This is a genomic window from Ruegeria sp. CDSB013 (genome assembly GCF_059611165.1).
The window spans coordinates 653,368-665,320 of sequence record NZ_JBXWPA010000001.1 but is presented as its reverse complement, the minus strand read 5'-3'; the positions used below and the strand labels follow the sequence as shown (position 1 = coordinate 665,320).

Genomic DNA, 11,953 nt, shown 5'->3' with positions numbered 1-11,953 from the left:
AATTGATGGAATGTGATCTTACTTTTCCGGAATCAATCCCCTTGGACTGAACCTGAGAACAATCAGCAGGATAAGGCCCATGGTGAACAGACGCATATGCGCGGCACTGTCGATCAAATGAGACTTAAGCGCGCTGCCATCCGGCATGCTCGAAGTGATCAGGTTCATGAACCACAATCCCATCGGCTCGACCTGAACCCATAGGAACCAGATCAGGAATGCGCCTAAAACAGCACCGAAATTGTTGCCCGAACCGCCCACAATGACCATCACCCAGACAAGGAACGTAAACCGTAGCGGATTGTATGTGCCCGGCGTAAGTTGCCCGTCCAGAGTTGTCATCATCGCACCGGCGATGCCACAGATGGCCGAGCCGAGCACGAAGATCTGTAGGTGGCGGCGGGTGACATCCTTGCCCATTGCCTCTGCCGCGACCTCATTGTCGCGGATGGCGCGCATCATGCGGCCCCACGGGCTTTTCAACGCCATTTGCGCCATCCACAGCAGGACAAGCAGAACGATCATGAACAGCAGCGAATAGCCCAGTTTGACCGACAGGGTCGACGCGATGACCGGATCCAACCCGAGCCAGTCAGCGCGGGCGACAAAGCTGGGATCGTTCTGCAATTCGACCTCGTAACCAACCACAGGGGCAGGGCGCGGGATGCCGTAGACGTTCTTTACACCTCGGGCCAGCCAATCCTCGTTCTTCATGATCGCAATGATGATCTCGGCAATGCCCAGTGTCGCGATCGCCAGATAGTCAGAGCGAAGGCCCAGCGCCGTCTTTCCGATCAGCCACGCCGCACCAGCGGCCAGCAAACCGCCCGCAGGCCAGGCCACAAGGACCGGCAGGTTCAAACCGCCGAGATTTCCGGCAACTGCGGGTTCGATTGCCTCGACCCCCGCAACGCTTGGATCAAATATTGCGCGGTAGACAAAGAACCCAACAAGGAGAACGGCAATAATCGTCAAGGTTTGGGCACGCCCCTTTGGCATCCGGGTCGCCACCAGCACAGCCGCCACAACGGTTGCTGCGCCTAAAAGCAACGCCAGAAGAATGCCATAACCACCCGAGGACCATGCTCCTGGGGTCGGCGGGGTCGATACCAACACAACAGCCAGTCCACCCAGTGCGACAAAACCCATGACGCCGACGTTAAAGAGGCCGGCAAACCCCCATTGCAGGTTTACCCCAATCGCCATGATGGCCGAGATCAACCCCATGTTCAGGATCAGGATCGCGGCGTTCCAGCTTTGTGTGAAACCGGTCAGCAGGATCAGACCGCCAACGACAATGAAAAGCAGCGTGTTTTTGACGGACTCGGTCATACCGCTTTTCCCTTAAACAGGCCGGTAGGCTTGAACAGAAGCACGATCAGCAGGATGGCAAAGCTGACGGCGAATTTGTAATCGGTGGACAGGAATTGCACCAATCCCGAAGGCGCCAGACTTTCTGGCGCTACGTAAGTCAGTACCTTTTTCCACGCATAAGTAACGGTGACTTCAGAGAAAGCGATAATGAACCCGCCCGCGATGGCACCCAGCGGGTTGCCAAGGCCGCCGACAATGGCCGAAGCGAAGATCGGAAGCAGAAGTTGGAAATAGACAAAAGGCTTAAAGCTCTTGTCCAAACCATAAAGAACACCAGCGGTGGTCGCCAATGCTGCCACGATGATCCAGGTGATCATCACAACACGCTCGGGGTTAATACCTGAAAGCAGCGCCAGATCCTCGTTATCGGAATAGGCCCGCATCGATTTTCCCGTGCGGGTCTTGTTGAGGAACCAGAACAGCAGCGCCACCGCGATAACGGCAACTACCAGAGTGATGCCCTGAGAGGTCTTGATCGCAAGCCCCTCACGCAGTCCGGTCATCGCCTTGAAATCACGGGCGGATATGATGAACCGCGCGCCGTCCGAAAACCTTTGGTCATCCGGCCCGATGATAAAGCGAACAAGCCCGTTCATGATGAACATGACACCCATCGAGACGATCACAAGGATCACCGGCTTGGCCTTTTGTTCCCGGTAGAACCGATAGACCAACCGATCGGTTATCAGAACAAGTACGATACAGCCCAGGATCGCAAAGGGCAGGGCCAGCAGCGCGGTGGGTAGCGGGCCAAAACTCACGCCGGCGGCTTGCAGGCCCCAGGTGACCAGCACGGCAATCATCGCACCAAAGGCCATCGTGTCGCCATGGGCAAAATTCGAAAACCGCAGGATGCCGTAGATAAGCGTGACCCCTAGCGCGCCAAGCGCCAATTGGCTGCCGTAAGCAACCGCAGGCACGATGACAAAGTTTGCCAGCGCGACTAACGCATTCAATAAGTCCATTTGATCGTCTCGTTCTTTCGGGTGCGGCTTTATGGCATGCGTTTTGCCATTTGCACAATCATCCCCGCGTCTTTTCCGGCGTTAATTTGGGAAATTTTCAACCCGAAAGCGATAAAATCGGCATTGCTCCGATTGCTGATGACAGCGGCGTTCTCTTTGTGCGTGTTCAGGCGGGGCTGACCCGCCAGAACGGTTGTGGTTTGGGACCCCAACGGGGCGTATTGGACCTGGTGTCGTCAGCTGACCGTGCAGGTTCCACGCTCGTTTCGGCTGTTGGCTCCCGTTGCCCGGATCGCGAGCGTACCGCTTTCGTCGATAGTGTAACCGACGCTGCCGCCATTGGTGATTTGCAGAAATTCATAAGAACCAAGCCCTTTGAAAACATGCAGCTCGGCAATATCGCCATCGACGCTCAGGGTTCCTTTGGATGCGCCCTCAACACGTTTCAGCATGATTTTCTTGGGCGCTGCGGCAGGGGAACATTTGCCGGACTTGCAAATCTCTTCAATCTGACACTCGTAAACAAACTCAGCTCCCGGTGTATTCTGCGTTGTGGCCTGCGCGACAGCGGGCAGCAACAAGGCAGCAAGAGCGGCCAGATATTTCATATAAGCTCTCCTAAAAGGTGTTGGCCGACAAATCGGTCCATGTGTTGGTAAACCGGCCATCGAAGGGCGCGATTTCTGGGCCTCACTAGGTGGGAAAAATGGCGAGAATTAATCCTTCTGGGGACAGATTTCTGAATGCTGAAATTTCCAGAAGTCTGAGGCCACAGAAATTATACATTGAAAACTCAGGATATAATTCGATGAAGATTGGTTTCCTGACCGTTCCAGCGTAAAATCCGCCTTATTTTGGACAGATTTACCGACCGTCGCTGTAACGTTGTGCAAATCCTTGCGTACCGACATTGAAACAACCAGATTCGGGGATGCTCTCAGTAACCAGCAAATTATGGCGTCCGACGTTACGAACAGTATCACGCAACCTCAAGATGAAGTGATCCGCTTGGGACAACGCTTTGATCTCGGTGGGATATCCCTAGCTTTCCAGAACGGCTCGCCGGGAAATGCGAAGCCCAACTTACGGAATACGGATCACGTCATGGCGCAGACCCAGCGGCTCCGGGGAACAGAAAGGCAAGACATGAAACACGCGGCGATTTTGGTTTTAAGTTTGGTAGCGCCCGGTGTTGCGGCGGCTCAGAACGATCCTCTGAACGGTGAGGATTTTGTAGTGAACTGCGTCTCGGACAGCACGGGCAACGCGGTGACTCTGGCGCGGTCAGGGGCCACGGACAAAGGGTTCATTGTGACAGACGAGATCAAGGGCGAGGCCACAATCATAGGCGGGCTGAACTCGCTGACGTTTTTGCACATTAAGGACAAAGATGTGATTACCTTTGTCGTCGACTTCGAGAATCTTGACTACGACATGTCGATCAAGGGCCCGCATGCCGCGCAGGACTTTGGGTCTTGCGGTGATCCGATAGGGTAGGATTTTAAACTTCCTGCCAAAAACAGGGCTTTTGGAGTCCTGTTTTTTTTGGGGATGGAGTTGTAGTGACCTGAAATTCATGGCCGGTATTTAATCAGAATGCTGTTTTGCATTCTCCTGAGAATACCAGGCGAGAATTCTGGAAGTCCGTATACTCCTGATAGCGCATCGGAACTTCAACGAGAGTAACGACCAGTTCGTTTGGTGCGGGCTTTGCAATGTACATTACGGCCGTTCCATTTTCGGTCCTGTTGGTCGCTACTAGAAGATCGCTTGTTGTGACAACCTTGTATTCCTTCCCGTCGGCCATCTGAATCTTTGATGTCGTTTCTCCTGCCTTGGCGATGGACGTGACGGTGAAGGTTCCAAAGTCGCTCCTAACATCGTTGGGAGGACTACCAACAAATTCAATTTCCAAAGTTGAGTGCTGGCAGTCGCTTTTTTCCGGGCAGTTTTTTTCCAGGTGACAAGTTTCAGCGATGGCAGCTGTGCTTAAGGAAATCAAAGCCATAGCTGTCAGCGTTCGCATTCTCAGCCCCCGAGGAAACTCTTCCGAACTTCCGGATCTGCCAACAGTTCTTTGCCCGTTCCGGTATAGGCATTCCGCCCCTGTACCAACACATATCCTTTGTCCGCGATCTCCAGCGCCTGACGGGCGTTTTGCTCTACCATCAGGATCGGCAGACCGGTCCGCGAAACTTCTATGATCCGGTCGAACAGTTCATCCATCACGATCGGCGAAACACCAGCGGTCGGCTCGTCCAACATCAGAACTTTGGGCTGGGTCATCAGCGCTCGACCAACAGCGACCTGCTGACGTTGACCGCCCGATAGCTCTCCGGCCGCTTGATTTCGCTTGTCGCGCAGGATGGGGAAGAGGTCGTAGACCTGTTCCATGGTTTGGCTGATGTCGTCGCGACGGATGAAAGCGCCCATCTCAAGGTTTTCTTCAACCGTCATCGAGGTGAAGATGTTTGAGGTTTGCGGCACAAACCCCATCCCGCGGATAACGCGGTCCTGCGGGGTGAGATTGGTGATATCTTCGCCATCAAGCCGGACAGATCCCGACCGGACATCCAGCATTCCGAAAACGGCCTTCATCGCAGTAGACTTACCTGCGCCATTGGGGCCAACGATCACCGCGATCTGACCTTTGTCCACGGCGATGGTGCACTCATGCAAGATGTCCGGCCCCTTGCCATAACCACCGGTCATGGTGTCACCGATCAGAAACGGCTCAGACATTCACGGGATCCTTCTTCATCTGGCCTGCCAATATCCCGAGGGTTTGGGGGCAGAGCCCCCATTCGCGCAAACTGTGTGCACTCACTCTCATCACATCGCTCATGCCCCGGCCTCTAGTTTGTCTTTGTTCTTCAGGCCAGTGCCCAGATAGGCTTCGATCACGTGCTCATTGGCCTTGATCTCGTCCAGTGTACCCTCGGCCAGGACTTTCCCCTCGGCCATACAGATGACCGGGTCGCAAATCTTGCCGATAAAATCCATGTCGTGTTCGATAACGACAAAGGTATAACCGCGTTCTTTGTTCAAACGCAGGATGGTGTCGGCGATGGTCATCAGCAGGGTGCGATTCACGCCCGCGCCGACCTCGTCCAGAAACACGATCTTGGCGTCGACCATCATGGTGCGGCCGAGTTCCAGCAGCTTCTTTTGCCCGCCAGAGACCTGACCTGCCTTGTGGTCGGCCAGGTGCTCAATGGTCAGAAACTCCAGAACCTCATCCGCTTTAGCCTTCAGGGCTCGTTCTTCGTCGGCAATGCGCTTGCGACCAAACCAGGTGTTCCACAGGGATTCACCTGATTGCGTGCCGGGCACCATCATAAGATTCTCGCGGCAGGACATCGAAGAGAATTCGTGCGCGATCTGGAAGGTGCGCAGCAGACCCTTGTGAAACAAGTCATGCGGAGGCAGGCCGGTGATCTCTTCGCCGTCCATGAACACTCTGCCGCTTGTCGGAGGCAGAACGCCCGCGATCACGTTGAAAAGGGTGGTCTTTCCCGCCCCGTTTGGCCCGATCAGGCCTGTGATCGAACCTTTTTGGATTTCCAGCGACGCCCCATCCACCGCGTGAAACCCGCCGAAATGCTTGTGCACGTCCTCGACGACGATCATCTATTCCCCTAGCCACCCTTGTCGGTGTTTCTGCTTCCTTGACCCCAAAAGGTGAGGTGCGGCCTTTTTTCATTGAAACAGCCCGGACACAAGGCCCGGGCTGCTTGATTTTATGACGTTTAAGACCGGATCAACGGAAGTTGACGGTCTTGTTTTCGCCGTCGGTCACTTCGATCTCGCGATAAGAACCCGCGCTTTCACCGGGGCCGATCAGCTCAACACCCGACGCGCCGACATAGTCGATGTCCTGACCAGCGGCGAGAAGCTCCAGACCTTTGGCCAGTTCACCCGGATAGATCTTCTCACCCGGGGCGTTGGCGACATCCAATATCTTGGCGCCGTATTCAGCCGGGTTAGTGGAACCTGCCGCCTGCATGGCCAGCATGAACAGCGCGGCAGCGTCATAGGATTCAGGCGAATAGGGCGACGAACCGTCAAAGCCTGCGGCTTCGGCCATGGCAAAGTACTTTTCAGCACCTTCACCGCCCGAACCGGCGATCTGACCGAACGAGCCGTTCAGGTCGGGACCGACGTTGGAAGGCAGCGAGTCACCGATCATGCCGCCCGGCAGACCGAATGTGTCAAACGCACCGCTGTCCAACGAGGACTGGATGATGCCCAGACCGCCCTGGTCCAGATAGCCTGCGACAACCAGAATGTCGCCACCAGCCGATGCCAGCGCACCAACTTCAGCCGAGTAGTCAGCCTTGCCGTCTTCGTGCGCGGCAACGATGGTCACTTCACCGCCGGCTGCTTCGAACGAGGATTGGATCGCGTCTGCCAGACCCTTGCCGTAGTCGTTGTTGGTATAGGTCAGGGCGATCGAGTTGATGCCGCGATCCTTCAGGATGTCAGCCATCACTTCGCCTTCACGCGCATCCGACGGTGCGGTGCGGAAGAACAGACCATTGTCTTCCATAGTCGACAGACCCGGCGATGTTGCCGACGGCGAGATCATGACCATGCCATTCGGGATCGCAACGTTTTGCAGGATCGCGCCGGTCACACCCGAGCAGTCGCCACCGACGATGCCCGCAACGCCGTCCGCAATCATGCGTTCGCCGTTCGATGTCGCCAGACCGTTGTCGATACAGCCGGTGTCAGCGCGCGATGCGGTGACCTTTGAGCCGTCCAACAGTTTGCCGGATTCGGTGACTTCGGCCATCGCCATTTCGGCGCCTGAACCCATTGCCGGTGCCAGCGATTCAATCGGACCGGTAAAGCCGAACAGAACGCCCAAAGTGACGTCTTCGGCCAGGGCCGGACCGGCCAGCAGAGCGGATGCTGCGGTTGCAGTAAGCAGCTTTTTCATATGGTTACTCCCTTATTGGAACGTATTCGTTCTGGGCAAGACCCTAGGCAAGCTGTCTGGAAAAGAAAAGTCCTAACGCAAATGTGTTTTTGCCAAGAATAAACCTATTTGTTTTGATGAGTTTGTCACGTTTTACCAAAGTTGGAGATTCTCATGCTTAGGGCTGCCGCGATTCTGGTCCTGTCGGTTTTTGCCGGCCCCATCAGCGCCGATACCCTTCAAACCTCAGCCGGGACGGTTCAGGTCACGGCGATGGTCACCGGGCTGGATGCACCTTGGGCGATCGGCTTATTGCCCGGAGGCGGAACATTGGTGACCGAACGGGACGGCGATCTTTTGTTTGTCTCGCAAGGCAAGGTCAAACGCATTGCCGGGGTGCCCAAGGTGGCTGCGAACGGGCAGGGCGGGCTGCTCGATATCACCGTGGCACGGGATTTTCCGCAGACCCGCGAAGTATTTCTGACCTTCTCCAAACCCCAAAATGGCGGGGCGGGAACAGCGGTGGCCGTGGCGCGCCTGTCGGAAAACGGGAGCCGCTTGAATAACGTGCGGATCATTTTCGAAGCAGTTCCGGGCGGTTCGACTGGCCGACATTTCGGTTCGCGCGTGGTCGAGGCACAGGACGGAACGCTGTTTGTAACGATTGGGGATCGCGGCGACCGTCCGTCAGCGCAGAACAGGTCAAACCACATGGGCACCGTTATTCGCATCAATCGCGATGGCACGGTACCTGCCGACAATCCTTTTGTCGGACAGGCTGAAATTCGCCCTGAGATCTGGTCATTTGGTCATCGCAACCCGCAGGGCGCTGGGTTGGACAGGCAAGGTCGCTTGTGGATTTCAGAGCATGGTGCGCAGGGCGGGGATGAGGTGAACCTGATCCAACCGGGGCGGAATTTCGGCTGGCCGGTGATTTCCTACGGCGTTCACTATTCGGGCCAAAAAATCGGAGAGGGGACCTCGAAACCCGGTATGGAACAGCCGGAACACTATTGGGATCCGTCCATCGCACCGTCCGGTTTGCTGGTCTATTCCGGCAAGCTTTGGCCAGAGTGGCGGGGCGATATCTTTGTCGGGTCGCTCAAGTTTGACTACATCTCGCGCCTTGAAGGATCACCGCTGCGCGAGGTCGAACAGATCAAAGGGCCGGAAACCGAGCGCGTTCGCGACATTGTCGAAGCCCCGGATGGGGCAATCTGGTTTATTTCGGTGGGACAGGGAGCCATCTATCGCATGACCCCCAAATAGGCGCGGATCAGACGGACAGCCGCCCGCTTTGCGCACCACGTTCACGATAAGGCGTGGTGTTATAATGCGCCCGATAGCATTTTGAGAAATGGCTGGGCGAGGCAAAGCCGCAAGCAAGAGCCACATTGATCACGCTCATATCTGTCTGCATCAGCAGGTTGCGCGCTTTGTGCAGGCGCAGTTCCATATAGTATCGCTTGGGCGAGCGGCTGAGGTAGCGCCGGAACAGGCGTTCCAGCTGGCGCGTGGACATGCCGACATCCTTGGCCAGTATCGAGGGTGAGATCGGCTCTTCGATGTTCTTTTCCATCATCAGGATGACCTGGCTTAGCTTGGGGTGGCGTACACCAATCCGGGTCGGGGTCGACAGGCGCTGTGTGTCCTGATCGGTACGGATCGAGGAATAGATCATCTGATCCGCTACGGCATTCGCCAGATCCTCACCATAATCATCGGCAATGATCTTGAGCATCAGGTCGATTGAGGATGTGCCGCCCGCGGTCGTCATCCGGTTACCGTCGATCTGAAAAACCGATTTGGTAAGCTCAACCTCGTCGAATTCTTCGATAAAGCTGTCAGAATTCTCCCAGTGGATCGTGGCGCGTTTGCCGTCCAGCAACCCGGCTTTGGCCAACGTATAAGCTGCCGTACACAATCCGCCGATGCGCAAACCGCGCCGGGCCTCGCGCCGGACCCAATTCAGCACTTTCTTTGTTGTCGCCAATTGAACGTCTACGCCACCGCAGATCAGAATCACGTCGTCGCGTTGCAGTTCGACCAAGTCGGTTTCAACATTAAAGGTAGTCCCGGCAGAACAGCTGACCGTATCACCACCTTCACCGGCCAGGGCCCACGTGTAGAGTTCTTTGTCTGCCATACGGTTGGCAATCCGCAGGCTGTCCAACGCCGAGGCAAAAGACAGCAGGGAAAACTTGTCCAAAAGGACAAACACGAAATGCCGAGGATTGGCCTCAGCGCCTTCCACTGTGACAACTTGGCGTTGCTCTTGCATGGCTTGGTGTCCTTGATTCGGCGCGTTGTTACGTCGCGTCCGGCGTCGTTGTTGCCAGCCACCATGATCAAAGCTTGTTTCCGACGTCAAGAGGCGCAAAAGGGATATGGTCAGTCTTCAATGCATTTTGTATAGAGACGACCTGACTACTTCAGCGGAGATCAAAGCTATGACCGAATGGCAAAAAACGAACTGGCGCAACAAGCCCCGGGTTCAGATGCCAGACTATATCGATGCGGCCGCGTTGGCCAAAGTCGAGGCTCAGCTTTCTCAGTATCCCCCGCTGGTCTTTGCTGGCGAAGCACGGCGTCTCAAGCAACATCTGGGTGCGGCCGGTCGCGGCGAGGCTTTCCTGTTGCAGGGCGGGGACTGTGCTGAAAGCTTTGAACAATTCAGCGCGGATGCAATTCGTGACACCTTTAAGGTGATGCTGCAGATGGCGATGGTACTGACCTATGGAGCCAAGGTGCCCGTGGTCAAAGTGGGCCGCATGGCTGGCCAGTTTGCCAAGCCGCGCAGTGCGCCGACCGAGATTTTGGACGGTGTTGAGCTGCCCAGCTACCGTGGTGACATCATCAACGAGCTGGCCTTCACACCCGAAGCCCGCATCCCGAATCCCAGCAAGATGCTGCAGGCCTACACGCAGGCTGCCGCAACCTTGAACCTGTTGCGTGCATTCTCGACCGGCGGATTCGCCGATATGAGCATGGTGCATTCGTGGACATTGGGCTTCACGGATGAACAGGATGTTCAGAAATACTCGGAAATTGCTGACCGTATTCAAGACACGATCGACTTCATGGATGCCGCCGGAATCACAGCGGACACTACGCATGAGTTCTCAACCGTGGAGTTTTACACCAGCCACGAAAGCTTGCTGCTGGAATACGAAGAGGCTCTGACCCGTCTCGATTCGACTTCTGGCAACTGGTTGGCAGGGTCCGGTCATATGATCTGGATCGGCGACCGTACGCGTCAGCCAGACGGTGCGCATGTGGAATTCTGCAGCGGTGTACTGAACCCGATTGGTCTAAAATGCGGCCCGACCACGACAGCCGAGGACCTCAAGGTTCTTATGGCCAAGCTGAACCCGGAAAACGAAGAGGGTCGCCTGACCCTGATCGCACGGTTTGGCGCAGGCAAGGCAGGCGAGCACCTGCCGCGCCTGGTCAAGGCGGTTAAGGAAGAGGGCGCCAAGGTCACCTGGGTTTGCGACCCGATGCATGGCAACACGATCAAGTCGGCAACCGGGTACAAAACCCGTCCGTTCGACTCGGTCCTGCGTGAGGTACGCGACTTCTTTAGCGTTCATCAGGCCGAGGGTACGGTTCCCGGCGGTGTGCATTTCGAGATGACCGGTTTAGACGTCACCGAATGCACCGGGGGTGTGCGCGCGGTGACCGAAGAGGACCTGTCGGACCGCTACCACACAGCGTGCGACCCACGCTTGAACGCGTCGCAGTCCTTGGAACTGGCATTCTTGGTCGCAGAAGAACTGACCAACTTGCGCCGCGACCGCAAAAAGCGCGCAGCAGGTTAAGGTTATAAACAAAAATCGGAAAAGGCGGGCTGCACAGGCCCGCCTTTTTTGTTTGAGATTAGTCGTCGCGCGACACAACCAGCCTCAAATGTGAACCGGGGCGGTCAAATTTTTGCTGATCTTCGGCGAAGCCAGTCTCGACCGTTTGCGACGGTTTGGGAACCTGCACATGCGACACCGGGCGCAAGTTGGTTTCTGAGATTGTGAACCGTCGGGGTGTTGCGCCGATAGCGCCGTCGCTGACCATTACACCCAGAATGCGGCTGACATCACCCAGATCACTTTTCAGGGGTAACAGAAGCATGCGGGCTTGTAATTGCACACGCCCCAACCGACCTGATGATTCCAGGGTCAGATTGGCGATAGCTGGTTGTGCGAATACCTGTTCCGACACGGTCTTGATCTTGTCCCGCGCGCCGGGTTCAAAGAAAGAGGTCAGCGGCATACCGCGCACTTCCATCCCGGCCAACTGGTTCAAATGCCTCCCGGCCAGACGGAACCGGGTAAGTCCAGGGGCGATGCGTTCCAGAACGAAAGTGTATTCCAAAATGTTTTCAAGCCCGCGCGGGTCGATTTGCGACCGCATGGGAACCCCGTCACCTGTCAAAAGTGCCTTCCAATACGCCTCGGCCTGCCGGATGGGCGAAAGGCTGCGCCCGCTGTCAAAACGATCCATAGAGACGATCTTTCCAAAACTTGACCCGAAACCGTTCCCGAAAAAGGTTTTCATCATTATCACCCTGGCGCCTATCGACCGTCATTTTCCTAAAATGCGAAGTACTGGGGACCTCTATCCGAGACCGGTGTTCGCAGCTGTAAGACTGACGCAGGTTGATTCAATTTTGGAGTAAATCTTTAACGAATGGTTAACG

The 11,953-nt window shown here is 56.0% G+C and carries 12 protein-coding genes; 3 read left to right on the top strand and 9 right to left on the bottom strand.

Going from position 1 to position 11,953, the window contains the following annotated elements; translation table 11 throughout:
• Window positions 1–18: 18 nt before the first annotated feature.
• The 3 genes from AC2FJF_RS03350 to AC2FJF_RS03340 all read right to left on the bottom strand — a co-directional run bounded on the left by AC2FJF_RS03350 (window position 19) and on the right by AC2FJF_RS03340 (window position 2,947).
• On the bottom strand, window positions 19–1,332 hold the full coding sequence (locus AC2FJF_RS03350) for a branched-chain amino acid ABC transporter permease (RefSeq protein ID WP_496722922.1): 1,314 nt from the start codon (window positions 1,330–1,332) through the stop codon (window positions 19–21).
• Window positions 1,329–2,339, bottom strand: coding sequence for a branched-chain amino acid ABC transporter permease (locus AC2FJF_RS03345; protein ID WP_496722920.1), 1,011 nt, complete (start codon window positions 2,337–2,339; stop codon window positions 1,329–1,331). Before AC2FJF_RS03345 ends, AC2FJF_RS03350 begins: the two co-directional genes overlap by 4 nt.
• Before the next feature lie 236 nt (window positions 2,340–2,575).
• Window positions 2,576–2,947 carry a hypothetical protein gene (locus tag AC2FJF_RS03340; protein ID WP_496722918.1) on the bottom strand — a complete coding sequence of 124 codons (372 nt, stop codon included), beginning with the start codon at window positions 2,945–2,947 and terminating at the stop codon, window positions 2,576–2,578.
• Window positions 2,948–3,443: 496 nt separating this feature from the next.
• Here AC2FJF_RS03340 and AC2FJF_RS03335 point away from each other — a divergent pair, with 496 nt between their 5' ends.
• Window positions 3,444–3,836, top strand: a complete 393-nt coding sequence (locus AC2FJF_RS03335; RefSeq protein ID WP_496722916.1) for a hypothetical protein — start codon at window positions 3,444–3,446, stop codon at window positions 3,834–3,836.
• 94 nt (window positions 3,837–3,930) lie between these two features.
• Here AC2FJF_RS03335 and AC2FJF_RS03330 read toward each other — a convergent pair whose 3' ends face one another.
• From AC2FJF_RS03330 to AC2FJF_RS03315, 4 genes are all read right to left on the bottom strand, one after another.
• Window positions 3,931–4,365 (bottom strand): hypothetical protein, encoded by a 435-nt coding sequence (locus AC2FJF_RS03330; RefSeq protein ID WP_496722914.1) that lies wholly within the window; start codon window positions 4,363–4,365, stop codon window positions 3,931–3,933.
• Window positions 4,366–4,367: 2 nt separating this feature from the next.
• Window positions 4,368–5,081, bottom strand: coding sequence for an ABC transporter ATP-binding protein (locus AC2FJF_RS03325; RefSeq protein ID WP_496722912.1), 714 nt, complete (start codon window positions 5,079–5,081; stop codon window positions 4,368–4,370).
• Window positions 5,082–5,180: 99 nt separating this feature from the next.
• Entirely contained in the window at window positions 5,181–5,969 is a 789-nt protein-coding gene (locus tag AC2FJF_RS03320) for an ABC transporter ATP-binding protein (RefSeq protein WP_496722910.1), read from the bottom strand.
• 130 nt (window positions 5,970–6,099) lie between these two features.
• Entirely contained in the window at window positions 6,100–7,281 is a 1,182-nt protein-coding gene (locus tag AC2FJF_RS03315) for an ABC transporter substrate-binding protein (protein WP_108858629.1), read from the bottom strand.
• 153 nt (window positions 7,282–7,434) lie between these two features.
• Between AC2FJF_RS03315 and AC2FJF_RS03310 the strand changes: the two genes are divergently transcribed.
• Window positions 7,435–8,529: a PQQ-dependent sugar dehydrogenase gene (locus AC2FJF_RS03310; RefSeq protein ID WP_496722907.1), complete on the top strand. Its 1,095-nt coding sequence runs from the start codon at window positions 7,435–7,437 to the stop codon at window positions 8,527–8,529.
• A 7-nt stretch (window positions 8,530–8,536) separates the two neighbouring features.
• On the opposite strand, the gene AC2FJF_RS03305 is transcribed toward AC2FJF_RS03310, so the two are convergent.
• Window positions 8,537–9,541: a GlxA family transcriptional regulator gene (locus tag AC2FJF_RS03305; RefSeq protein WP_496722905.1), complete on the bottom strand. Its 1,005-nt coding sequence runs from the start codon at window positions 9,539–9,541 to the stop codon at window positions 8,537–8,539.
• A gap of 169 nt (window positions 9,542–9,710) precedes the next feature.
• Here AC2FJF_RS03305 and AC2FJF_RS03300 point away from each other — a divergent pair, with 169 nt between their 5' ends.
• Entirely contained in the window at window positions 9,711–11,081 is a 1,371-nt protein-coding gene (locus AC2FJF_RS03300) for a class II 3-deoxy-7-phosphoheptulonate synthase (protein ID WP_496722903.1), read from the top strand.
• A gap of 58 nt (window positions 11,082–11,139) precedes the next feature.
• Here AC2FJF_RS03300 and AC2FJF_RS03295 read toward each other — a convergent pair whose 3' ends face one another.
• Entirely contained in the window at window positions 11,140–11,757 is a 618-nt protein-coding gene (locus AC2FJF_RS03295; RefSeq protein ID WP_496722901.1) for a PAS domain-containing protein, read from the bottom strand.
• Between the last annotated feature and the right edge of the window lie 196 nt (window positions 11,758–11,953).

What these genes read in the sequence shown, in the direction of transcription:
- AC2FJF_RS03325 (WP_496722912.1), bottom strand. Translation starts at nt 5,081, where the DNA reads ATGTCTGAGCCGTTTCTGATCGGTGACACCATGACCGGTGGTTATGGC.
- AC2FJF_RS03340 (WP_496722918.1), bottom strand. Translation starts at nt 2,947, where the DNA reads ATGAAATATCTGGCCGCTCTTGCTGCCTTGTTGCTGCCCGCTGTCGCG.
- AC2FJF_RS03315 (WP_108858629.1), bottom strand. Translation starts at nt 7,281, where the DNA reads ATGAAAAAGCTGCTTACTGCAACCGCAGCATCCGCTCTGCTGGCCGGT.
- AC2FJF_RS03345 (WP_496722920.1), bottom strand. Translation starts at nt 2,339, where the DNA reads ATGGACTTATTGAATGCGTTAGTCGCGCTGGCAAACTTTGTCATCGTG.
- AC2FJF_RS03335 (WP_496722916.1), top strand. Translation starts at nt 3,444, where the DNA reads ATGGCGCAGACCCAGCGGCTCCGGGGAACAGAAAGGCAAGACATGAAA.
- AC2FJF_RS03330 (WP_496722914.1), bottom strand. Translation starts at nt 4,365, where the DNA reads ATGCGAACGCTGACAGCTATGGCTTTGATTTCCTTAAGCACAGCTGCC.
- AC2FJF_RS03310 (WP_496722907.1), top strand. Translation starts at nt 7,435, where the DNA reads ATGCTTAGGGCTGCCGCGATTCTGGTCCTGTCGGTTTTTGCCGGCCCC.
- AC2FJF_RS03295 (WP_496722901.1), bottom strand. Translation starts at nt 11,757, where the DNA reads ATGGATCGTTTTGACAGCGGGCGCAGCCTTTCGCCCATCCGGCAGGCC.
- AC2FJF_RS03350 (WP_496722922.1), bottom strand. Translation starts at nt 1,332, where the DNA reads ATGACCGAGTCCGTCAAAAACACGCTGCTTTTCATTGTCGTTGGCGGT.
- AC2FJF_RS03305 (WP_496722905.1), bottom strand. Translation starts at nt 9,541, where the DNA reads ATGCAAGAGCAACGCCAAGTTGTCACAGTGGAAGGCGCTGAGGCCAAT.
- AC2FJF_RS03300 (WP_496722903.1), top strand. Translation starts at nt 9,711, where the DNA reads ATGACCGAATGGCAAAAAACGAACTGGCGCAACAAGCCCCGGGTTCAG.
- AC2FJF_RS03320 (WP_496722910.1), bottom strand. Translation starts at nt 5,969, where the DNA reads ATGATCGTCGTCGAGGACGTGCACAAGCATTTCGGCGGGTTTCACGCG.